The sequence below is a fragment of the Actinomycetota bacterium genome, assembly GCA_019347575.1.
Lineage (GTDB): Bacteria > Actinomycetota > Nitriliruptoria > Nitriliruptorales > Nitriliruptoraceae > JAHWKY01.
Map to the genome: position 1 here is coordinate 14,334 of JAHWKY010000013.1, position 21,476 is coordinate 35,809.

General features: G+C 70.8%; 20 protein-coding genes. 15 read left to right on the top strand and 5 right to left on the bottom strand.

Features of this window, described 5'->3' with window-relative positions; translation table 11 throughout:
- The first annotated feature begins 23 nt into the window (after positions 1-23).
- Positions 24-680: an MgtC/SapB family protein gene (locus KY469_10305; protein ID MBW3663479.1), complete on the top strand. Its 657-nt coding sequence runs from the start codon at positions 24-26 to the stop codon at positions 678-680.
- Here the strand turns inward: KY469_10305 and cofC are convergent.
- Positions 646-1,335 (bottom strand): 2-phospho-L-lactate guanylyltransferase, encoded by a 690-nt coding sequence (cofC, locus tag KY469_10310; GenBank protein MBW3663480.1) that lies wholly within the window; start codon positions 1,333-1,335, stop codon positions 646-648. The genes KY469_10305 and cofC overlap by 35 nt on opposite strands.
- Positions 1,336-1,492: 157 nt before the next feature.
- Here cofC and KY469_10315 point away from each other — a divergent pair, with 157 nt between their 5' ends.
- Both KY469_10315 and KY469_10320 read left to right on the top strand, forming a co-directional pair.
- Positions 1,493-2,488 carry an NAD(P)-dependent glycerol-3-phosphate dehydrogenase gene (locus tag KY469_10315; GenBank protein ID MBW3663481.1) on the top strand — a complete coding sequence of 332 codons (996 nt, stop codon included), beginning with the start codon at positions 1,493-1,495 and terminating at the stop codon, positions 2,486-2,488.
- A gap of 105 nt (positions 2,489-2,593) precedes the next feature.
- Complete coding sequence (locus KY469_10320; GenBank protein ID MBW3663482.1) at positions 2,594-3,025, top strand: hypothetical protein; 432 nt, start codon at positions 2,594-2,596, stop codon at positions 3,023-3,025.
- Between the two features lie 15 nt (positions 3,026-3,040).
- Here the strand turns inward: KY469_10320 and KY469_10325 are convergent, their stop codons facing one another.
- Positions 3,041-3,943: an SDR family oxidoreductase gene (locus KY469_10325; GenBank protein ID MBW3663483.1), complete on the bottom strand. Its 903-nt coding sequence runs from the start codon at positions 3,941-3,943 to the stop codon at positions 3,041-3,043.
- A 122-nt stretch (positions 3,944-4,065) separates the two neighbouring features.
- On the opposite strand from KY469_10325, the gene KY469_10330 reads away from it, so the two are divergent.
- Both KY469_10330 and KY469_10335 read left to right on the top strand, forming a co-directional pair.
- Positions 4,066-5,283: an aminotransferase class I/II-fold pyridoxal phosphate-dependent enzyme gene (locus KY469_10330; GenBank protein ID MBW3663484.1), complete on the top strand. Its 1,218-nt coding sequence runs from the start codon at positions 4,066-4,068 to the stop codon at positions 5,281-5,283.
- On the top strand, positions 5,280-6,371 hold the full coding sequence (locus tag KY469_10335) for a D-alanine--D-alanine ligase (protein ID MBW3663485.1): 1,092 nt from the start codon (positions 5,280-5,282) through the stop codon (positions 6,369-6,371). Before KY469_10330 ends, KY469_10335 begins: the two co-directional genes overlap by 4 nt.
- Before the next feature lie 39 nt (positions 6,372-6,410).
- Here the strand turns inward: KY469_10335 and KY469_10340 are convergent, their stop codons facing one another.
- Positions 6,411-6,647: an Lrp/AsnC ligand binding domain-containing protein gene (locus tag KY469_10340; protein MBW3663486.1), complete on the bottom strand. Its 237-nt coding sequence runs from the start codon at positions 6,645-6,647 to the stop codon at positions 6,411-6,413.
- Positions 6,648-6,756: 109 nt separating this feature from the next.
- On the opposite strand from KY469_10340, the gene thiL reads away from it, so the two are divergent.
- The 4 genes from thiL to KY469_10360 all read left to right on the top strand — a co-directional run bounded on the left by thiL (position 6,757) and on the right by KY469_10360 (position 9,783).
- On the top strand, positions 6,757-7,734 hold the full coding sequence (gene thiL / locus KY469_10345) for a thiamine-phosphate kinase (GenBank protein ID MBW3663487.1): 978 nt from the start codon (positions 6,757-6,759) through the stop codon (positions 7,732-7,734).
- Complete coding sequence (gene thiD, locus KY469_10350; GenBank protein MBW3663488.1) at positions 7,731-8,537, top strand: bifunctional hydroxymethylpyrimidine kinase/phosphomethylpyrimidine kinase; 807 nt, start codon at positions 7,731-7,733, stop codon at positions 8,535-8,537. The genes thiL and thiD overlap by 4 nt, the downstream gene beginning before the upstream one ends.
- A complete protein-coding gene (locus tag KY469_10355) occupies positions 8,527-9,075 on the top strand; it encodes a hypothetical protein (protein MBW3663489.1) in 549 nt (182 codons plus the stop codon). Before thiD ends, KY469_10355 begins: the two co-directional genes overlap by 11 nt.
- Positions 9,076-9,282: 207 nt before the next feature.
- Complete coding sequence (locus KY469_10360; protein MBW3663490.1) at positions 9,283-9,783, top strand: hypothetical protein; 501 nt, start codon at positions 9,283-9,285, stop codon at positions 9,781-9,783.
- On the opposite strand, the gene rpmB is transcribed toward KY469_10360, so the two are convergent.
- Positions 9,770-9,973 carry a 50S ribosomal protein L28 gene (rpmB, locus tag KY469_10365; protein MBW3663491.1) on the bottom strand — a complete coding sequence of 68 codons (204 nt, stop codon included), beginning with the start codon at positions 9,971-9,973 and terminating at the stop codon, positions 9,770-9,772. The two genes, KY469_10360 and rpmB, sit on opposite strands and share 14 nt — an antisense overlap.
- A 324-nt stretch (positions 9,974-10,297) precedes the next feature.
- Between rpmB and KY469_10370 the strand changes: the two genes are divergently transcribed.
- The 4 genes from KY469_10370 (at position 10,298) to KY469_10385 (ending at position 16,374) form a co-directional block, all read left to right on the top strand.
- Entirely contained in the window at positions 10,298-12,607 is a 2,310-nt protein-coding gene (locus KY469_10370; GenBank protein ID MBW3663492.1) for an HAD-IB family hydrolase, read from the top strand.
- A gap of 2 nt (positions 12,608-12,609) precedes the next feature.
- A complete protein-coding gene (locus KY469_10375; GenBank protein ID MBW3663493.1) occupies positions 12,610-13,827 on the top strand; it encodes a zinc-binding dehydrogenase in 1,218 nt (405 codons plus the stop codon).
- Positions 13,828-13,891: 64 nt separating this feature from the next.
- Positions 13,892-15,469, top strand: a complete 1,578-nt coding sequence (locus KY469_10380) for a nickel-dependent lactate racemase (GenBank protein ID MBW3663494.1) — start codon at positions 13,892-13,894, stop codon at positions 15,467-15,469.
- Complete coding sequence (locus KY469_10385; GenBank protein ID MBW3663495.1) at positions 15,469-16,374, top strand: 1-acyl-sn-glycerol-3-phosphate acyltransferase; 906 nt, start codon at positions 15,469-15,471, stop codon at positions 16,372-16,374. Before KY469_10380 ends, KY469_10385 begins: the two co-directional genes overlap by 1 nt.
- Before the next feature lie 15 nt (positions 16,375-16,389).
- Here the strand turns inward: KY469_10385 and corA are convergent, their stop codons facing one another.
- Positions 16,390-17,553 (bottom strand): magnesium/cobalt transporter CorA, encoded by a 1,164-nt coding sequence (gene corA / locus KY469_10390; GenBank protein ID MBW3663496.1) that lies wholly within the window; start codon positions 17,551-17,553, stop codon positions 16,390-16,392.
- Between the two features lie 153 nt (positions 17,554-17,706).
- On the opposite strand from corA, the gene KY469_10395 reads away from it, so the two are divergent.
- Both KY469_10395 and recG read left to right on the top strand, forming a co-directional pair.
- A complete protein-coding gene (locus KY469_10395; GenBank protein MBW3663497.1) occupies positions 17,707-19,314 on the top strand; it encodes a DAK2 domain-containing protein in 1,608 nt (535 codons plus the stop codon).
- Positions 19,315-19,317: 3 nt separating this feature from the next.
- Complete coding sequence (recG, locus tag KY469_10400) at positions 19,318-21,459, top strand: ATP-dependent DNA helicase RecG (protein ID MBW3663498.1); 2,142 nt, start codon at positions 19,318-19,320, stop codon at positions 21,457-21,459.
- The last annotated feature ends 17 nt before the right edge of the window (positions 21,460-21,476 follow it).

The window sequence follows — 21,476 nt, forward strand, 5'->3', positions numbered from 1 at the left end:
CGTCCACCGCGGGGAGACACGACGTGTTCGATGAAGCTCTCGTCCGGTTCGCCGTCGCCGCCGTCCTCGCCGCCGTCATCGGTGTCGACCGCGAGCTGCGGTCGAAGCCGGCCGGACTACGGACGAACATCGTCGTGGGCGTCGCAGCCGCGGCCTTCACGTACACGGGGTCGGAGCTGTTCCAGGGCGGCGATCCGACGCGGGTGTCCTCGCAGATCGTGTCCGGGATCGGCTTCCTCGGTGGTGGCGCCATCTTCGCCGCGGGCAGTGAGCCCCGCGGCCTCACCACCGCCGCAGCGCTATGGGGGTCGGCCTCGATCGGCGTCGCTGCCGGCTTGGGCAACTACGCGGTCGCTGTCGCGATCGTCCTGGTGACCGTCGTCGCCTTGATCCCGCTCGACCTCACCGTCGCTCGTCTGCTGAAGACCCGGTCCCGACAGATCGTCCGGTACCAGATCGTCGTGCCGGACAGCGGGGCGCTCGCCTCGGTCGTGGACCTGGTGGAGCAGCGTGGCTTCGGTCAGCACCCGACCGAGCTCACGACGCTGCAGGATCGGCTGCTCCTCGATGTCCGCGTGGAGGGGTCACGCGACGATCTCGATGGACTGACGACGGCGCTGCGCGAGCGTCCCGACCTGGTCGTCGTCACGAACCGGGCAGCGGACGCCCCGGCGTCCTGAGGGCGGGGCCGTCAGCATCGACGGGACGAGCGAGATCCGCATCGGCGAGCCACCCCCTGGTGGACGGACCGACCGGTGCCGCCGCCAGTGCGGCGAGATCGCCGACCGTGTCGACGTCGAGCTCGGTACCCGGACGGTCGATCCGTCGACTCGTCACTCCCGCGTTGCGTGCCAGCTCGAGGTGACGCACGGCCGAGTCGGGTCCGTAGGCGGTCGTGATCACCTCGCCAGGTACGCGCAGCAGCACCGCGGTGCCGCCGTCGGCCGTCGGCGCGACGACGACCGGCGCCTCGTCGGCGAGGACGGCGTTCACGTCGGCTGACTGAAGGCAGGGCAGGTCCGCGACGACCACGACGATACGTGCGGCGTTGGGGCTCAGTCTCCTGGTCGCCACGGCCAACGCGGGGTTGAGGCCTGGCGTGTCGACATCGTCGAGGAGCACATCGAGTCCCAGCGCCTGGCCCGCGACGGCCGCCTGCGATCCGCTGGCGAGGAGCACGACGTCGTCGACGGCGTCGGTCAGCGCCTGCACCACGTCGGCGAGCATCGCCTCGGCGAGCGCGGCGCGCTCGTCGCGATCGAGCGCCGGAGCGAGGCGGGACTTGCCGGAGCCAGGATCGCGCAGCGGGATGAGAGCGACGGTTCGGGCGGTCATCCAGGTCAGCGTACGACCTCCGAGGGCAGCCGCTAACGTCACGGGTGACGGCCGCCGTACGAGTGGGCGGCCGTTACCGGGTGACGGCCGCCGTACGAGTGGGCGGCCGTGGTGGTCCAGTGACCCGAGCGAGGTGGCGGTGACGAGGATCGCGGTCATGGGCGCAGGTTCCTGGGGAACCGCGTTCGCGATGATGTGCCACGACGCGGGTGCCGAGGTCTCGCTGTGGGCGCGCCGGCAGGAGATCGTCGACCGCATCAACGACGAGCACGCCAACCCCGACTACCTGCCCGGGGTCGAACTCCCTGACCCCGTCCGTGCGACGACCCACCCCGACCAAGCCCTGGCGGACACGGCTGTCGTGGTGCTCGCGATCCCGTCGATCGGGATCGTGGAGCAGCTCGCCGAGTGGGGCGAGCACATCTCAGATGCAGCGACGCTGGTCAGCCTGATCAAGGGTGTCCAGGTCGATTCGATGAAGTTCGGCAGCGAGGTCATCAGCGATGGCCTCGGATGCGATCCCGATCGCGTGGTGGTCGTGAGCGGTCCCAACCTCGCCAAGGAGTGCGCCCAGCGGCTGCCCGCCGCGACGGTCGCAGCGAGCCCGGACCTCGACCGCGCCGAGCGGGTCCAGGCCTCGGTGATGACCCCTTACTTCCGGGTCTACACCAACCCCGACAAGGTCGGCGTCGAGATCGCCGGGGCGGTCAAGAACGTCATCGCGCTCGCCGCAGGCATCGCCCGGGGGATGGAGTTCGGCGACAACACCCTCGCCACCGTGATCACGCGTGGGTTGGCCGAGATGACCCGGCTGGGCGTCGCGATGGGTGGCCATCCCCTCACGTTCGCTGGGCTCGCCGGCGTCGGCGACCTCGTGGCGACGTGCACCTCGACGAAGTCGCGCAACAACCAGGTCGGCGAGAAGCTCGGACGCGGCATGAAGCTCGAGGACATCATCAGTCAGATGAACATGGTCGCCGAGGGTGTGAAGTCCTCACGGGCGATCGTCGGCCTCGCCCGGTCGCACGATGTCGAGATGCCCATCGCCGAGGGTGTGGTGCGCGTCGTCCACGATGGGCTCGATCCCTCCCTGATGGTCAAGGAGCTGATGAGCCGCGACGCCAAGCCGGAGATGTACGGCCTCGACGCCTGACGGCGGGGACGAGCGAACACCCGTCGGTCGGCCGGAGGCGGCGTCCGGCCTGCACCGGTGTAGGGCGTACCGTCTTGAGTACAGGCCTGAGGTAGGAGGAGCGAGGTGCCCGATCTCCTGGAACGCGTCCGCAAGGCGGTCGATGATGAGGAGCTGCTCGAACCTGGGGATCAGGTTCACGCAGCGATCGTGGTGATCCGCCCCGACCGGCCGGCGTCAGCCGACGATGGGGCCCGCGCCGTCCAGCTCGATTGGCCGGTCTCGACCCGTACCGCGCTCGCCCTGACCGACGACCGACTCGTCTTCCTCAGGACGGACGAGAACGGCGACCCCAGACAGATCGTCCACGTGCAGGCACTCGAGCAGGTCGAAGACCTCGTCCACGAGGAGACCGACGTCGGCGGCGTCCGGACCGTGGACCTGACGCTCGTGCTCGAGGACGGCTCGGTCATCCCCACCGAAGCGGTGGTAGAGGACGCCGATGGGGACGAGCTCGACCGCTTCGTGGGCTTGCTCGAGCAGCGACTCGCGAGCTGAGGCGCCGTCGTCGTATCAGCCGAGCTCGATGCCCAGCGTCGTCACGATCTGGCCAGTCTGCTCCATGACGCCGCTGAGCTCCTTGCCGGCCGAGATGTCGGCGATGTCGGCGTAACGCTCGGCGATCTCTTCGATGCTGGGCACCTTCTCGAACCCAACGCCCTGCCCCTCGACCAAGGCGACGCGGGAGTAGTAGCCACCGCCTGCGGAGAAGATGCGGCCCGTCTCGGTGTTCGTTTCCGACACCAGGTACGCCACCAGCGGGGAGACCCACTCGGGCTCGAGCTTGTCGAGCAGCTGTGGCGGCATCACGTCCTCGGTCATCCGCGACCTCGCCACCGGCGCGATCGCGTTGGCCAGGATGTTGTACTTGGCGCCCTCGATGGCCAGCGTCCGCGTGAGCCCGACCAGGCCCATCTTCGCGGCGGAGTAGTTGGTCTGGCCGAAGTTGCCGTACAGGCCTGACCCTGACGTGGTGTTGATGATGCGGCCGTAGTTGTTCTCGCGCATCGACTCCCACGCGGCGCGCGTCACGTGGAAGCCGCCGTAGAGGTGCACCTTGAGGACCATGTCGAGCTGATCCTCTTCGAGGTTCTTGAACGACACGTCGCGCAGGATCCCGGCGTTGTTGATGACGATGTCGACCCGACCCCAGGTGTCCAGGGCGGTCCTGACGATGTTCTCACCACCCTCCCAGGTGTGTACCCCGTCGTAGTTGGCGACCGCCTCGCCGCCGGCCTCGTTGATCTCGTCCACGACGGCGTCGGCCATGTCGGAGCCGAAGCCTTTCCCGTGGCGGTCACCTCCGAGGTCGTTGACGATGACCTTCGCGCCGCGGCTCGCGAGCAGCAGTGCGTGACTCCTGCCGAGCCCGCCCCCGGCCCCCGTCACGATCGCGATCCGACCCTCGTAGTTGATCTCCGCCACCTGCTACCTCCATCAGCGTCGTCCGGGGCCGAGCAGGCTAGCCACGGGGACGAGACGCCTTCACATCCGGGGTCGTCGGTAGCCTGCCCGTGGCCGGCCAGAGGACGCCTCCCGTGGAACCCCGCCCCGAACGCCCCGCCGGTGCCTTCGAGACCCTGGCGGTGCACGCCTCCACGGTTCTGCCCGAGGTCGCGCAACAACCGGTCGCGCCACCGATCTGGCCGGTCGCGACGTGGGCCACGACCCGTTCGGCGGAGGTGGGCGCGCTCCTCGAGGATCGCCTCGACGGCTACGTGTACGGGCGCTACGACAACCCCACGAACACGGCCCTGCACACCGCCGTGGCGGCTCTCCACTCGGCTCCCGCGGCGTGGTCCTTCGCGTCCGGTACCGCCGCCATCCACGCGGTCCTCGACAGTCAGCGTCGCGGCGGTCGCCTGCTCGTCACGAAGCGACTCTACGGTGGGACCTACGCCCTGCTGCATCGGCTGGCGGACGAAGCGGGATGGGGTGTGGATGCCATCGACCTGAGTGACCCGGCGAACGTCGACGCTGCGGTCACCGACGAGCACACGGTCCTGTACGCCGAGACGATGGCGAACCCCAGTACGCAGGTCGCGGATCTGGGTGCTCTCGCCGACCGTGCCCGTACGCACGGGCTGACCTTCATCGTGGACAACACGTTCGCCTCGCCGTGGCTGTGTCGGCCGCTGGAGCTGGGTGCTGACGTCGTGGTCGAGTCCGCGACCAAGTACCTCGGCGGGCACGGCGACGTCGTCGCCGGCGTCATCGCCGGCAGTGTCGACACGATCGCCGCGGCGCGCGAGGCCGGCTACGAGTTCGGGGGATCATTGGGACCGTTCGAGGCGTGGCTCGTCGCACGCGGGATCCAGACCCTCGCACTGCGGATGGAGCGGTCGTCACGGACCGCGCTGTCTTTGGCCGAGCACCTCGAGGGACGCCCCGGCGTGGTCTCGGTGGCCTACCCGACGCTGCCCTCTCACCCCCAGCACGATCTCGCGGTGAAGCAGTTCGCCGGTCGCGGCGGCGGCGGGATCGTGGCGGTCGACCTCGGCGATCGCCACGTCGCTGAACGCGTCGCCGACGCGTGCCGGGTCTTCCTCCGCGCCGCCTCGCTCGGTGGGACCCGGTCGCTCGTGCTCCACCCGGCGTCGACGAGCCACCGCCAACTGTCCGATGACGACCTCGTCGCGGCGGGAGTCGGGCCTGGTCTGCTGCGCTTGAGCGTCGGCATCGAGGACCTCGGCGACCTTCGCGCCGATCTCGACCACGCTCTGGCGACCGCCACGACCGGAGACGGACCAACGTGAAGCAGCGCGTTCTCATCCTGTACGGAGGCCGTTCGAGCGAGCACGAGGTCTCGTGCCTGTCGGCCCGATCCGTCCTCAACGCGATCGACCGTGACCGCTACGAGGTCGTGCCGGTGGGCATCACGCGCGCAGGCCGTTGGGTCCTCACCGATGGGACGATCGAACCGCGGCCGGGCCATCCGCTCCCCGAGGTCGAGGACGTCGGCGACACCGTCGCGCTCGTCCGCAGCCGGTCCGGGGCCAACCTCGTGAGGTTCGTGGGCGACGAAGTCGAGACCGTCGGGGCGATCGATGTCGCGTTCCCGGTGCTGCACGGGCCCTACGGAGAGGACGGCACCGTGCAGGGCCAACTCGCCACTGTCGACGTCCCCTACGTCGGAGCGGATGTGACCGCCAGTTCGGTCGGTATCGACAAGCGCGCGATGAAACTGGCGTTCAAGGCGCGGGGGCTACCTCAGGTCCCCTTCCTCGCGGTGCGCATCGAGCGTTGGCAGGCAGAGCGAGGTGCGCTCCTCGACGAGATCGAGGGAGCGATCGGCTACCCGCTGTTCACCAAGCCCGCCCGTCAGGGGTCCTCGATCGGCATCAGCAAGGTCGGCGATCGTGAGGAGCTCGCGTCGGGGCTAGAGGAGGCGTTCGGCTACGACCGTGTGGCGATCGTCGAGGAGGGTCTCGAGCACCCGCGTGAGGTCGAGGTCGCGGTCCTCGGCAACGACACGATCGAGGTCACGCCGCCGGGGGAGATCAAGCCGAGCCACGACTTCTACGACTTCGAGGCCAAGTACCTCGACGAGTCGGAGCTGATCGTCCCCGCCGAACTCGACGACGAGATGCTGAAGCGGATCGACGACATCGCCCGGCAGGCCTACGGGTCGATCGGCTGTCGCGGGATGGCTCGCATCGACTTCTTCGTGACGCGGGCGGGCGAGCTGTACCTCAACGAGATCAACACGATCCCGGGGTTCACACCGGCGTCGATGTTCCCGCGCCTGTGGCAGGCGCAGGGCGTGAGCTACCCCGAGCTCGTCGACCGCCTCCTCGAACTCGCCTTCGAGGCCGCCCAGGAGGACGCGCGCTACGCCCCTTGATACCCGATACGGGCGACGCCGCATCCGCGTCGTCGCCTGTTACAGATGCACGACGGGGCAGGTGAGGGTGCGGGTGATGCCGGGGATGGCCTGGATCTTCGATACGACCATCTTCCCCAGCTCGTCGACGTTGCCCGCCTCGGCGCGGACGATGACGTCGTAGGGGCCGGTTACGTCCTCGGCAGCGACGACGCCAGGGATGTCGTCCACCGCCTCGGCGACCGCGCCAGCCTTGCCGACCTCGGTCTGTATCAGGATGTACGCCGATACGGCCATGTTCGCTCCGTTCCACGACCGACCCGCGTCGATCGCCCGGTCGGCGAGCCTAGTCGCCGTCCCTCTACGCGGTCCGTGCTTGCTTCACTACCTCCGACGGAGGAGCCGTGTGGCCTCACCCGAGTTCGTCCTGCTGGAACTGCTGTCGCCGCTCCTCGACGGCGACGGACCTGGCGTGCCCGTCGGATACGGCGACGACGCGGCGGTCGTCGAGGTCGCCGGTACGCCGGTCGCGATCGCGGTCGACACCCTGGTCGCCGCGGTCCACTTCGACCTCGTCCTGTCGAGCTGGGAGGATGTCGGTTACAAGGCGCTCGCCGTTAACGTCAGCGATCTCGCGGCGGTGGGTGCCCAGTGCAGCGCCGCCGTCGTCTCGCTCCAGCGCCCCCCCGGTCTCGAGGACGCCGACGTGCTCGCGCTCTACCGCGGCCTGCGTGCCGCCGCCGACACGTGGCGCTGTCGCATCGTCGGGGGCGACACCGTCGGGGGACCGGTCGCAGCGGTCAGCGTCACCGCGGTCGGGGCGCTGCTGGGTCCGGAGCCGCTCCGCCGCGGTGCGGCGGAGGTCGGTGACGTCGTGCTGATCGTGGGAGAGCTCGGCGTCGCCGCTGCGGGGTTGGCGGCACACCGGGCGGGGCGCACCGACCTGCTCGAGGAGCATCCACTCGTCGCCGCAGCCCACCGACGCCCGCGGGCACTCCCCGAGGCTGGAGCAGCGCTCGCCGTTGCCGGAGCCAACGCGTGCATCGACGTCAGCGACGGTCTCGGCCGGGACGTGGGCCACATCGCCGCGGCATCGCAGGTCGGTGTCGTGCTGGATCCCGACCGGCTGCCCCTCCATCCTGACGTGGTGGCCGTGGCGGACGAACTCGACATAGATCCGGTCGATCTCGTCGTCGGTGGCGGTGACGACTACGCGCTCGTGGCCACGGTCCGACCTCACCGTCTCGCCCGTGTCGAGACCGCGTTGGAGGCCGCCGGGCTGCGGCCCCGTGTCGTGGGTGAGGTCGTCGAAGGTGAGGGGGTCCGGCTGGGCGACCGCGACGTGGTGCAGGCAGGCTGGGAACACGACGTGGAGGAACCGTGACCGCGACACCACCCCGTGCCCTGACGATCGCTGGGTCGGACTCCGGCGGGGGAGCCGGCATCCAGGCGGACCTGAAGACGTTCGAGGCTCTCGGCGTCTACGGCATGAGCGTGCTCACCGCGCTGACGGCCCAGAACACGGTCGGAGTCCAAGGGGTGCACGAGGTGCCACCCGACTTCGTCCGGCGACAGCTCGACAGCGTGGTGACCGACATCGGTGTGGACGCGGTGAAGGTCGGGATGCTCGCGAGCGCCCCGATCGTCGAGACCGTCGCCGCGGGCCTCGACGCGCACGACCTCACGATGGTCGTCCTCGACCCCGTCGCGGCGTCGAAGCATGGCGACGCGCTGTTGCGGCAGGACGCGGTCACCGCGCTGCGCGACGCGTTGGTCCCACGTGCGCTGGTGATCACGCCCAACGTGGGCGAGGTCGCACTGCTGACCGACGTCAAGGTGGAGACCGTCGACGACATGCCGCGCGCTGCCGAGGCACTGCTCGCGCTCGGACCGCGTTGGGTCGTCGTCAAGGGTGGTCACCTGCGCGACAACGAGGACGCCGTCGACCTGCTGACCGACGGCGACTCCTGGCACGAGATCCGCTCGGAACGACTCGACACCCGCGACACCCACGGGACCGGCTGCACCTTCAGCAGCGCCATCGCCGCCGAGCTAGCCAAGGGAGCAGATGTGGTCGCTGCGGTCACCGCAGCGAAGCGCTACCTCACGGGAGCGCTACGCCGAGGCGTGCGCATCGGACGCGGCATCGGGCCCGTCGACCACGCCTGGCAGCGTCGTGAGGACTGAGATCGCGGGGCTGCTCGTCCTGGTCGCGCTCACGGCGTGTGGGGGCGGGACGACTCCGTCGAGCTCTGGGGTCGGCACCGCGTCCGAGATCCCGCGGTCGCAGCAGGGTGTCGTCGACGTGACGGTCGAGGAGCGGGGCGGGATGTGCGCCGCTCCCGACGGCACCGGGACCGTCTGCGCGCGGACCGTCACGGTCACCAGCGACGGCACGGTGACCGTGGCCGACGCGACGACGACGAGTCCGGAACTCGTCGAGCAGGTCGAGCCTGACGTCGCGCCGGCACTGGCCGAGATCATCGAGAACGGCTTCAACGACCTCACCGCCGTCAAGTTCGAGGGCACCTGCCCCACCGCTATCGACGGCGTGGAGCGGACGATCACGGTGCGACGGCTCCCCGGCGGGCCCCAGGCCGCCATGGCGGACGCCGCCGTGATCGCGATCTCGTCCTGTCAGCACGACCTCGACACGCCCGCAGCACGACGGGTCCTCGACCGCTTCGATGAGGTCTGGGACGGCGCCGACCTACCCCGCCCCTGACCGCCGATCGACGCGACCGTCCGACGGAAACGCGCGTCCACGCGCGTTCTCGTCATCGCCGGGCCGCTCAGCCCCGACCAGTCCGACGGAAACGCGCATCCACGCGCGTTCTCGTCACCGCCGCCAGCTCCTTCGGACGCACGAGGCCACCGGTCGAGCAAGCCCCGCGACGTCTACGCTGGCTCGGCGGTCGAAGGGGGAGGTGCTGTGGCCGAGGTCCGGGTCCGGTTGGCTGACGTCGACGACCTGCCCGACGTCTGCGTAGCGACTGGCGAACCGACCTCGCAGCGTGCCCCGTTGCGGTTCCGGTGGGTGCCGGGGGCGCAGTGGCGATGGAACGTGATGGTCCTGCCGACGCCGCTGGCGGTGGCAGCAAACCGGCGCGACGCGCGCACGGCGACGGTCGTGCTGCCGGTCGCCCCGGAGGCGCTGACGCGACGTCAGCGGCTGGACCGGGGGTTCCGTGCCGCACTGTTCGTCGGTGCGGTGGTCTTGACCGCGTCGGTCGTGCTGGGCTCGAACGCCCTGCTGGGACTGTCCATGATCCCGGCGGGTGTGGCCCTGGTCCTGGGGGACCGTCACCGTCGGTCCCTGCTACTCGGCGAGGTCGACGACGAGGACGCGCTCATCCTGCGCCACGCCCACCCGGCGTTCGGTCGAGCGCTCGACCTCCGAGCTGATCAGATCGGAGACGTCAGCGGGACTTGACGGGAGGGCGCTGCACCTTGCCGGCCTTGAGGCAGGACGTGCAGACGTTCGCCTTCTGAACCCGTCCGTCCTTCCAGATGCGCAGGCGCTGCACGTTGGGGTCCCAGCGGCGTGACGAGCGGCGGTGGCTGTGGCTGACCTGCTTGCCGAACCAGGGGCTCTTGCCGCAGATGTCGCAGACGGACTTCATCGCAGACTCCCGCGAGTGATCGGGTGGTGGCGCCTCCGGGAACTCGCCCCGGCGCGGTGCGGCCGCCCCGTGCTCAAGTAGCGAAGCGGTAGCACGATCGCGCCGTGCTCAAGTAGCGAAGCGGTAGCACGATCGCGCCGTGCTCAAGTAGCGAAGCGGTAGCACGATCTCGGACGTCGGGGGCGGCCTCGGTCGGAGGATGGTAGCAGACCTCACCGGACGGCGACCCCTCAGCCCCGGTGTCGCCATCCCCGGGACGACGGGCGACGCGGCGCGCCACCAGAGGGGCGTCTAGCCTCAGGTTGCCAGCGGACGGGAGACGGCGTGAGCACCTCCGGACAGCTCGCAGAGGGGTCCTCGGTGCACGAGCGGCTGGACGGTCGGCGCATCCTGCTCACGGGTGTCACCGGCTTCGTGGGGCAGGCGCTGCTCGAACGTCTGCTGTCCTACCTGCCGCGGGCGCGCCTCGTGCTGCTGGTCCGCCCGGTTCCGGGGGCCTCGGGACGTGACCGCGTCGCGGATCTGCTGACCAAGCCGGTGTTCGACCGCCTGCGCGCGGGCCTCGGCGACGGTGGCGCGCAGCGGATCCTGGATCAGCGGATCGACGTGATCGAGGCCGATCTGACCGAGGCCGTCCCGGCGCTGCCCGACGACCTCGACGTGGTGGTCCACCTCGCCGGGACCGTCTCGTTCGACCCGCCCATCGACGTCGCGTTCCAGATCAACCTGCTCGGAACCCGCCGCTTGCACGAGGCGCTGCGCGCGTCCGGGAGCGAACCCCACGTCGTGCACGTGTCCACGGCCTACGTCGCCGGCCTGGCCAAGGGCGTCGTGCCGGAGGCACCGCTCCAGCACGACGTCGACTGGCGCGTCGAGGCCGACGCGGCGCTGGCAGCGCGGACCGCCACCGAGCAGACGTCGCGGGGCCCCGACCTGCTCGAACGACTCCTCGACGATGCCAACGTCGCCCACAGCCGTGCCGGCCCCAGGACGGTCGCCCGATCGGCGGAGCAACGCCGCGGCGCGTGGGTCCACGACCGGCTCGTCGCTCAGGGTCGCCAACGAGCCCGCAGCCTCGGCTGGCCGGACGTCTACACGTTCAGCAAGGCGCTCGGCGAGCGCTGTGCGGAGGACCTGCACGGTGACTTGCCGCTGTCCATCGTGCGACCGTCCATCATCGAGAGCGCCCTCAGGCATCCACGGCCAGGCTGGATCGAAGGCTTCAAGATGGCCGAGCCGATCATCCTCGGCTACGGGCGCGGGGACATCCCGGATTTCCCCGGGGTCCGCGATGCGGTGATCGACATCATCCCGGTCGACCTGGTGGTCAACGCGCTGGTGGCGATCGCCGCCCACCCACCCGCCGCCGGGGACCGGCTCCACTACCACGTCTCGTCGGGCGCCCGCAACCCGCTGACGTTCGACGAGCTCTACGAGCTGGTCCGCGGCTACTTCGCGCGGGAGCCGTTCGTGCACCCGCGCGAGGGGGAGATCGCCCCGCCGGACTGGCGCTTCCGTGGCAGCCGACGGGTCATGCGGATGCTCGAGGTCGCGGAGAAGGGCGTGGACGTCGCCGACCGGCTGGTCGCGCGGCTGCCGCGTTCCGACCGCACCCGCTCCGCCGCCCGTGGCCTCGACCGGCAGCGACGGCGACTGGAGTTCGTCCGCCGCTACGCCGACATCTACGGCCCCTACGCCGAGCTGGAGGTCCTCTACGCCGACGACCGTACGCACGCGCTGTTCCGCTCGATCACCGAGCGCGACCGCCGGGACCTCCCCTTCGACGCCGCCGCGATCGACTGGCCGCACTACCTCCAGGAGGTCCACTGTCCCAGCGTCACCGCGAACCTGCGCCAGCCGCACGTCCCCCGCCAGCGGACCGACGTCGCCGCCAACGGCCTCCCCAGCCGGGCCGACGTGGTGGCGGTGTTCGACCTGGACGGCACGATCGTCGACACGAACGTCATCGAGTCGTACCTGTGGCTGCGGCTGGCCGAGCGGGGCGGCGCATGGATGGGCGAGATGGCGTCCCTGCTGCGCTCGCTGCCGCGCTACGTGGCGGCCGAGCGGCGGACGCGCGAGTCGTTCCTGCGTTCGTTCTACCAGCGCTACGAAGGGGCGGACCTCGAGGGACTGCGTCGCCTGGTCGACGAGCACGTCACCCCGGTCGTCCTCGGGCGGAGCGCCCCGGCCGCGCTGCGGCGCGTGCGCGAGCACCGTACCGCGGGACATCGGACGGTCCTGCTCACCGGCGCGATCGACCTGCTCACCCGGCCGATCGCGGCGCTGTTCGACGAGATCGTCGCGGCGGAACTCGCCACCGACGAACGGGGCGTCTGCACCGGGAACCTGGCGACCCTGCCGCTCGTCGGCGAGGCGCGCGCCGCGTGGTTGCGTCGCTACGCCCACCGGATGGGGCTGGACCTGGACGCGTCGTACGCGTACGCCGATAGCCACTCCGACGTGCCACTACTGGAGGCGGTGGGCAACCCGGTGGCCGTGAACCCGGACGTGGCCCTGTTCCGCGCGGCCCGGTCTGCTCGTCCCCGCTGGACGGTGGAGGAGTGGCGGCTGGTCGACGAGACGCCGCGCGTGCTGGCCTCGACCGCCGCGCCACGGCGAGGCCACGCGTGAGGATCCAGGCCCTGGAGCTGTACCGGTCCGTGCCGCGGTACGTCGCGGCCCGCGTGGTCGGGTCTCGACTGCCTGGCCTGTTGGCTGGTCCCGTCGCCCCGCTCAGGCTGGTCACGAACGACGAGCCGCGCCCGCTGGGTCCGGGTTGGACCCGGGTCCGGCCGCGGCTGGCGGGGATCTGCGGATCCGACCTGGCGACCATCGCGGGGCGGTCATCGTTCTACTTCTCCCCGCTGGTGTCCCTGCCGTTCGTACCCGGGCACGAGGTCGTCGGTGAGGTCATCGACGACGTCGATGACCTCCCTCCCGGCACCCGCGTGGTCCTCGACCCGATCCTGGCGTGCGCTGCACGCGGCCTCGACCCCTGCAGCGCCTGCGTCACCGGGCGGCACGACCGCTGCGACCACATCACCGTCGGACACGTGTCGCCGGGCCTACAGACCGGCTACTGCGCCGATACGGGGGGCGGCTGGAGCCGCATGTTCGTCGCCCACCGCTCCCAGCTCCACCCCATCCCCGACGAACTGCCGGACGAGCGGGCGGTGCTGGTCGAGCCACTGGCCTGTGCGGTGCACGCCGCCGAGCGCGCCCAGGTCGACGACACGGCCGACGTACTGCTCGTCGGTGCTGGGACGGTCGGTCTGTTCACCCTGCTGGCGCTGCGGGCGTTCACCCCAGCGGGGCGGATCACCGTGGTGGCCAAGCACCGCAGACAGGCCGAGCTCGCCCGCCGGTTCGGCGCCACCGAGGTGGTCTCTCCAGGCGAGGTGGTCGGTGCGGTGCGGCGCGCGACGCGGGCGCTCCGGCTCGACCCCGAGCGCGGCGGCGGCTTCCTGCTCGGCGGGGTCGACGTCGCGATCGACTGCGTCGGTTCGAGGACCAGCCTCGACACCGCCCTGCGTACGGTCCGCAGCGGCGGACGGGTGGTCCTCGCCGGCCTGCCGACGGAAGGGGCGGATCTCACCCCTGCCTGGTTCCGCGAGTTGGAGATCGTCGGCGCCTACGCGAGCACGGCGAACCCCGTCGGCGGGCTTCACGCGTCGACGTTCGACGCAGCCGTCGGGCTGGCCACCGATGCTGCGCTGGGCGACGCCGTCGGTGCCACCTACCGGCTGCCCGCGTGGCGTGAGGCCATCGATCACGCCCTGTCCGCCGGCTCGTTGGGGACGATCAAGGTCGCTTTCGACCTGCGCGATCACCGCGGTGAGGAGGACGCCTGATGAGCTATCGAACATCACCCCCCAGGCCGGCAACGCCGGCCCCTCCCCCCTTGAGGGGGGAGGCATGACCCGTCCCGGTTTCGTCCTGGAGGTCGACGAGCGCACGCCTCCGCTGCTCGTCCACGAAGGCGAGGGGTTCCGACTGGAGGACTTCCCGCTCGGGACCCGGGTGGTCTACCCGCCGGATCCTCTGCCCGGCGTACGCGATCTCGATGCCGCCATCGAGGATGCGTTGCTCCGCCCTCACGGCTCCGAGCCCCTGCCGGAGCTGCTCCGCGCGGGCATGCGTCTGACCATCGCCTTCGATGACCTGTCCCTGCCGCTGCCGCCGATGCGGACGCCCGACATCCGCCAGCGCATCATCGAGCACGTCCTCGAACACGCGGCACATGCTGGCGTCGACGACGTCGAGCTGGTCGCCGCCAACGCCCTGCACCGGCGGATGACCCCTGACGAGCTCGAGCGGCTCCTCGGCGAGCGTGTGTTCCGGTCGTTCTGGCCCGACCGGCTGCGCAACTTCGACGCCGAGGATCCCGACGATCTGGAGTTCATCGGCACCACCGATCGGGACGAGGAGGTCGAGATCTGCCGACGGGCGGCCACCTCGGACCTTCTCGTCTACGTGAACATCAACCTGGTCGCGATGGACGGCGGCCACAAGTCCGTCCCGGTCGGCCTGGCCGGCTACCGCAGCCTGCGCCACCACCACAACGTCGACACGATGCTGCACTCGACCAGCTACATGGACCCACCGAACTCGGCGCTGCACAGCTCGGCGGGGCGGATGGGCCGGCTGCTGGCCGACCACCTGCGGATCTTCACGATCGAGACGACCCTCAACAACGAGACCTTCCCCGAACCGCTGGGCTTCCTCAACGGCCGGGAGTGGGAGTGGTCGTTGAAGGACCAGGCCACGATGCTGGCGGTCCGCCGGGGCCTGGACGTGATGCCCCGCTGGGCCCGCAGGAAGGTGTTCCACGCCACCGCGGCCCCGTACGGGGTCACCGGTATCAACGCCGGCGAGACCGAGGCCGTCCACGAACGCACCCTGGTCAACGTCCACCGCCAGCAGCTGGTCGAGGTCGACGGGCAGTCCGACGTGCTGGTCACCGGCGTGCCGTACGTCGGCCCCTACAACGTGAACTCGATCATGAACCCGATCCTGGCGATGTGCCTGGGGCTGGGTTACTTCTTCAACATGTACCGGGGCCGGCCGCTGGTGCGACCCGGCGGGGCGATGATCCTGTACCACCCGGTGGCCCGGGAGTTCCACCAGGTCCACCACCCCAGCTACATCGACTTCTTCGAGGAGGTGCTGGCCGAGAGCACCGACCCGGCCACGATCGAGAAGAAGTTCGAGCAGCGGTACGCGACCGACCCCTGGTACATCCACCTGTACCGGACCTCGTACGCCTACCACGGCGTCCACCCGTTCTACATGTGGTACTGGGGGGCGCACGCGCTGGACCACCTGCGAGATGTCGTCTGGGTCGGCGCCGACCGGCGCAGCGTCGAGCGGATGGGGTTCCAGGCGGCCTCGACGCTGTCGGACGCTCTCGAGATGGTCAGCGGGTCGGTCGGTCGCCACCCGACGATCACCTACCTCCACTCGCCGCCCCTCGCGCTGGCGGAGGTGCGCTGATGCCCTCCCTGCGACGGGACCTCGAGCAGGTGGCGCGTGGCTGGCGGTGGACACGCCAACCGCTGGTGCCCACCACGGCCGAGCCGCACGCCCCGCCACGAGAGACCCGGTACTTCTCGACCGCCTGGGCACGGACCCGCCCGGTCAGCTCGATCCGGGACGCGCTCCAACGGTTCGCTCTCAAGCCACTGGTGTGGTCGCAGGTACGTCCTCGGGTGCACGGACTGGACCGCCTCGAGGGCCTGGAGGGACCGGTGGTGTTGGCCGGCAACCACGCCAGCCACCTCGACGCTCCGCTGATCCTGTGCTCGTTGCCGCACGAGTGGCGCCGCCGGACAGCGACGGCAGCCGCGTCGGACTACTTCTTCGATGCGTGGTGGCGCGCGACCGGCACCACGCTGGTGTTCAACACCTTCCCGGTCGACCGCGGCCGAGGCCGGCTGACCGACACGCCGGGCGAGCTGCTCGACGACGGTTGGAACCTGCTGATCTTCCCGGAGGGCACCCGCTCCGACGACGGCTGGGTGCACCGGTTCCGGCGGGGCGCGTCGTTCCTGTGCGTGCAGCACCAGGTGCCGGCGGTCCCGTTCGCCGTACGGGGGACCTTCGCGGCGATGCCGCGAGGTCGAGGCTGGCCGCGGCCGGGGCGGCCGGCGGTGTCGTTGCGCTTCGGGCCGCCGCTGTCGCCCGCGGAGGGCGAGGCGTTCCGGTCGTTCAACCAGCGGCTGGAGGCCGCGGTCGCTCGACTGCTCGACGAGGACCGGTCGACGTGGTGGGAGTCGCTGCGCCGGGCCGCCGACGATGCCACCCCCCCTGCGGGCGGCCCGGACCACGCGAGGTGGCGGCGCGTGTGGGCCTCCTCGGAGCCGCTGCCCGACGGGCGCAGGCGCGTGTTCCGCCGCTGAACGCCGCCGCTCGTGTCACTCTCGTGGGTCGCCGTTCCCGGGGCGACGGGCGACGCGGCGTGCCAACCACAGCGGCAGCCGGAACACGGTGCGGCCCGTGTCGAACACGGCCCGCGCGCCGTACTGCGGCACCTTCAGCACCTGTCCGAGGACCGGGATGTCGAGCGTGCGTTCCAGTCGGCTGCGGCGTGCCTGGACGTCCGCCTCCGCACGGCTCCCGATCCATCCCTGGAGGCGGAAGATCACCAGCCCGCCGACCGCGATGGACACGAACACGCCCCACACGAGCGGGTACGCCCACGTCTCGTCGAGTTCGGGCATGTGCACGAAGTTCATCCCGTAGATGCTCGCGACCACGCTGATCGGCAGCAGCAGCGCCGAGAACATGGTCAGGACCTTGAGCATGCGGTTGAGGTCGTCGTCGACCGCGGCCCGGTACTGGTCGTGGGCGTGCATGGCGAGCTGGCCGTAGGACTCGATCAGCTCGCCCATGCGGAAGACGTGATCGAAGATGTCGCGGAACAGGACGGTGTCGTCGTCGGAGAACACCGTGCTCCCGTCACGGCCCAGGCGACGGACGACCTCGGCCTGGGGCAGCACGACCCGGCGAAGTTCGACGAGGTCACGCTGCAGCGCGAAGATCTCCCGACGGGTGGTCTGGGTGGGACGGCTGAGGATGTCCTCCTCGATGAGCTCGAGCCGCTGCTCCATCTGGACGACGAAGGGAGCGAACACGTCGCCCATCACGTCGAGCAGGTGGTGCACCAGCTGACCGGGCCGTTCGAAACCGAGGCCGCCGAGGTCGTCGATGCGCTCGCCCACCATGCGGACCGACGTGATGGGCTCGACGTGGTGGGTCACGACGACGTTGCCGCGCACCACGATGTCGAGCTCGGTGGTCCCGATCTCGAGACCGGAGCGCTCGATCGCGATGGCGTGGACGGTCATGAGCACCTGATCGGGGTACGCGTCGAGCTTGGGTAGGTGGCGGTCCTCGAACATGTCCTCGATGATCAGCTGGTGCAGGTGGAGCGCCGGTGACGACACGACACCCTGCTCCTCGTCGGTCGGTGCGTCGAGATCGATCCACACGAGCCCGGGACCATCGATGACGTCTGCGAGGTCGCGCCGCTCGACGACACGTGCGCTGCCGTCGCTGAGGTGCCGGATGGTCAGCATCGGAGGCTCCGCTCGGCCCTGGGACTCGCGCGGCAGGCTACGGAGGTGCTGCGGCGACACGGTGGAGGCGGGGACGGCGCGCCGGACAGCCTGGGTAGGCTCGGGCCGCAACGTGCCCTGCACGCACGTGTCCCCCGACCGTCAAGGAGCCGCGTGCCCGCGCACAGCCTCACCGGGGACGACGTCCGGTCGCTCCTCGAGCGCGTCCACAGCGCCTTCGCGGCCCACCGCGACGAGATCGACGCGCTGAACGTCTTCCCCGTCCCCGACGGTGACACCGGGACCAACCTCGTCTTCACCGTGCGCAGTGCCCTCGAGGAGCTGCACGACGTCGCCCCGACCGAGCTGTGGGATGCGCTCGTGCGGGGCGCCATGATGGGAGCACGGGGCAACTCCGGGGTGATCTTCAGCCAGGTGCTCCGCGGGTTGGCCGAGGCGCTGGCTGAGCTCGGCGACACCGCCCCGACACCCGCCGCCCTCGCCGACGGGTGGAGACGTGCGCGCGACCTCGCCTACGACGCCGTCGCTGACCCGCTCGAGGGGACCATGCTGAGCGCGATCTCCGCAGCCGCGGAGGCAGCACGCGACGAGCGCGACGCCGCTGACCTCGAGACCGCGACCTCCCGCATCGTCTCACGGGTCCACGAAGCGGTCGCGCGCACACGTGAGCAGCTCGAGGCCAACCGCGCTGCCGGGGTCGTCGACGCCGGAGCGCGAGGGGTCGAGGTGTTCGCGATCGCCGTCCACGACCACGTCACGGGTGCGCCCGATGTCGATCACGATGCACCTGCTCCGGTCGTCGATCGCAGCAACGTGCGCAACGTCGCGAGGGAGGCTGGCTCGGACGACTACCGCTTCGAGGTGCAGTACCTGCTCGAGGCCGACGAGGACCGCGCCCCCGACCTGCGTGATGCGTTGCAGGAGCTCGGCGACTCGGTCGTCGTCGTCGCGGCGAGCGGCGTCATGAACGTCCACGTCCACACCAACGACATCGCCGCCGCGATCGACGCGGGTGCCGCCCTGGGGCGCGCGTGGCGCATCCAGGTCACCGAGTTTGCCGAGGAGCGTGCCGCCGCCGAGGAAGCGGAAGCGGTCGCCACCGGCGCGCCGTTCGCGGTCCTCGCGGTCCTGCCTGGACCGGGCTTGCGCGCGCTGGCGGAGGACAGCGGGGCCATCGCCATCCACGGCACCGCCGGAGATCTGCCGTCGGTCGCCGACCTGCTCCAGGGAGCTCGACGCAGCGGCGCCGACCGCGTCCTGGTCCTGCCAGGTCACCCCAACGTCGTACCGACGGCCCAGCAGGCGGCGAAGATCGCGGCGGAGGACGGCGGTCCGACCCTCGAGGTGATCGACGCCGTCACCAGCCCGCTGAGCGTGCTCGCCGCACTGGCCGTGGTCGATCCCTCGGACGCCGCGGCAACGGTGAACGCCGCGACACAGGCGGCGCACGGCTGTCGCGGAGGCGAGGTCGTGGCCGCCGTACGGGATGCCGACGGTCCCGCGGGGCACGTGCGGCGGGGTCAGTTCCTCGCCGTGGTTGATGGGGACGTCGTGGCGGTCCGCGATGAGCCGGTGGAGGCGCTCCAAGTGGTCGCGGCCACGTGTGACGCGGCCACCGCCGAGGTGGTGACGCTCGTGGCCGGCGCTGACGTCGATGAGGACGAGCTCGAGCACGCGGTGTCGATCCTCGGCGAGGGCGCGGAGGTCGATGTGATCGACGGCGGCCAGCGCCCCGTGCGCTTCTTCCTCGGCGCCGAGTGACCCGTGCTGGCTCCTGACGATCCGGTCACCGCGATCACGGGCATCGGTCCCGCGAAGGCCAAGGCCCTCGGGCAGCTCGGCATCGCCACGGTGCGCGATCTGATCGAGCACTACCCCCGCCGGCACGCCGACCTCGGCGCGATCAGCTCGGTCGAGGACGCACCCATCGGTGACCCCGTGACGCTGATGGGCACCATCACGTCGTGGGAGCAGCGTCGCGCCCGCGCGAAGGGAGGTCGCCGGCTCGACATCGCGACCGCCACGGTCCGCGATCGCGATGGCGCCTACTTCACCGCCACGTTCTTCAACCAGAGCTGGCGCGAGAACCAGCTCCCCGCGGGCACGTTCGCGTCCTTCAGCGGCAAGCTCAAGCGCTTCCGCGGCGACCTCCAGGTCACCATGCCGGAGGTCACGGTCCTCGGGGACGAGGAGGAACCAGGCAACCACCGCCGGCTCACGCCCATCTACCCCGCCACCTCGGCGCTGCCTTCCTTCAGGTTGGCGCAGTGGATCGAGGCCGCGCTCGACGACCTGCCGCCGCTGCCCGACCACCTCCCGGCGTCCCTGAAGGACGAGTACGACCTCGTGGACCTCGACTTCGCGTTCCAGCAGCTCCACCACCCCGACGACCGCGCGAGCGCCGACGCCGCGACGCACAGACTCAAGTTCGACGAGCTGTTCACCCTCCAGGTCGGCCTGCAGTGGCGACGCGTGCGGCTCGAGGCGGAGGTCGCGGGGAAGGACAACAGCCCCGTCGCGGGACGCTTCGCCGCTCGCTTCCTCGAGCACCTGCCCTTCGATCCGACCGGCGCGCAGCATCGCGCGTTCGACCGCATCGCCGCGGATCTGAAGCGCGATCGTCCCATGCACCGCCTCCTGCAGGGGGATGTGGGCTCGGGCAAGACGCTGGTGGCGGTCTGGACCATGCTGTGCGCGGTCGACAACGACCGCCAGGCCGCCCTGATGGCCCCGACCGAGGTCCTCGCCGAGCAGCACCTGCGCACCCTGACCGACCTGCTCGCCCCGCTGGGTGTCAACGTCCTGGACGGCCTGCGCATCGAGGCGCTGACCTCGTCGACGCCCACCTCCGAGCGGCGCCGGATCCTCGGCGAGCTGCTGTCGGGCGACGTCGACGTGATCATCGGCACCCACGCGCTGCTCGAGGAAGGGGTGCGTTTCGCCGACCTCGGGGTCGTCGTCATCGACGAGCAGCACCGCTTCGGCGTCGGCCAGCGGGTGCGCCTGCGCCAGAAGGGCGAGGAGGCGGGCGGTGGTCCGGACGTGCTCGTGATGACCGCGACGCCGATCCCGCGTTCGCTCGCGCTCACGCTCTACGGCGACCTCGACGTGACCGTGCTGGACGAGCTCCCGCCCGGCCGCAAGCCGATCGTCACCCAGCTCATCACGCCCCGCGAGGCGGCGCGGCGCCAGGGCTTGTACGGCTTCGTCCGGGAACAGGCCCAGCGTGGGTTGCAGACCTACGTCGTCTGCCCGCTGGTCGAGGGATCGGAGGCCATCGAGGCTGCGTCCGCAGAGCAGACCCACCGACGGCTGGCGGAGGAGGTGTGGCCGGACCTCGAGGTCGGGCTGGTGCACGGGCGCATGCGCTCCGACGTCAAGGAGGGGGTGATGTCCGCGTTCCGACGGGGCGAGATCCACGTCCTGGTCGCGACGACCGTGATCGAGGTGGGGGTCGACGTGGCCGCGGCCAGCGTCATGGTCATCGAGGACGCGGAGCGCTTCGGGATCAGCCAGCTCCACCAGCTGCGAGGTCGGGTCGGGCGGGGCGCTGAGAAGAGCTACTGCGTGCTCTTCGCCGGCTGGAACGCCCCGCTGACCGATGAGGCCGTGCGTCGGCTCGAGGCCGTGACGGCCACGACCGACGGGTTCGAACTGGCCGAGGTCGACCTCGAGATCCGCGGCGAGGGCCAGCTGTTCGGCGAGCGCCAGTCCGGCCTGCCGGACCTGAAGCTCGCGCGCCTCACCCGCGACCGCAAGCTGATCGAGCAGACGCGCGAGGCTGCCAGGACCCTCGTCGAGGCGGATCCCGATCTCGACGAGCGGACCAACCACGCACTGCGCGCCGAGGTGGTCCGGCGCTACCGCGGTGGCCTCGAGGAGCTCGAGGCGCTCGCGACGGGCTGACACCGCGGGACCGACGA

Coding starts and splice junctions, on each gene's coding strand:
- KY469_10315 (MBW3663481.1), top strand. CDS start 1,493: ATGGGCGCAGGTTCCTGGGGAACCGCGTTCGCGATGATGTGCCACGAC.
- cofC (MBW3663480.1), bottom strand. CDS start 1,335: ATGACCGCCCGAACCGTCGCTCTCATCCCGCTGCGCGATCCTGGCTCC.
- rpmB (MBW3663491.1), bottom strand. CDS start 9,973: ATGAAGTCCGTCTGCGACATCTGCGGCAAGAGCCCCTGGTTCGGCAAG.
- KY469_10340 (MBW3663486.1), bottom strand. CDS start 6,647: ATGGCCGTATCGGCGTACATCCTGATACAGACCGAGGTCGGCAAGGCT.
- KY469_10385 (MBW3663495.1), top strand. CDS start 15,469: ATGCCCTCCCTGCGACGGGACCTCGAGCAGGTGGCGCGTGGCTGGCGG.
- corA (MBW3663496.1), bottom strand. CDS start 17,553: ATGCTGACCATCCGGCACCTCAGCGACGGCAGCGCACGTGTCGTCGAG.
- KY469_10380 (MBW3663494.1), top strand. CDS start 13,892: ATGACCCGTCCCGGTTTCGTCCTGGAGGTCGACGAGCGCACGCCTCCG.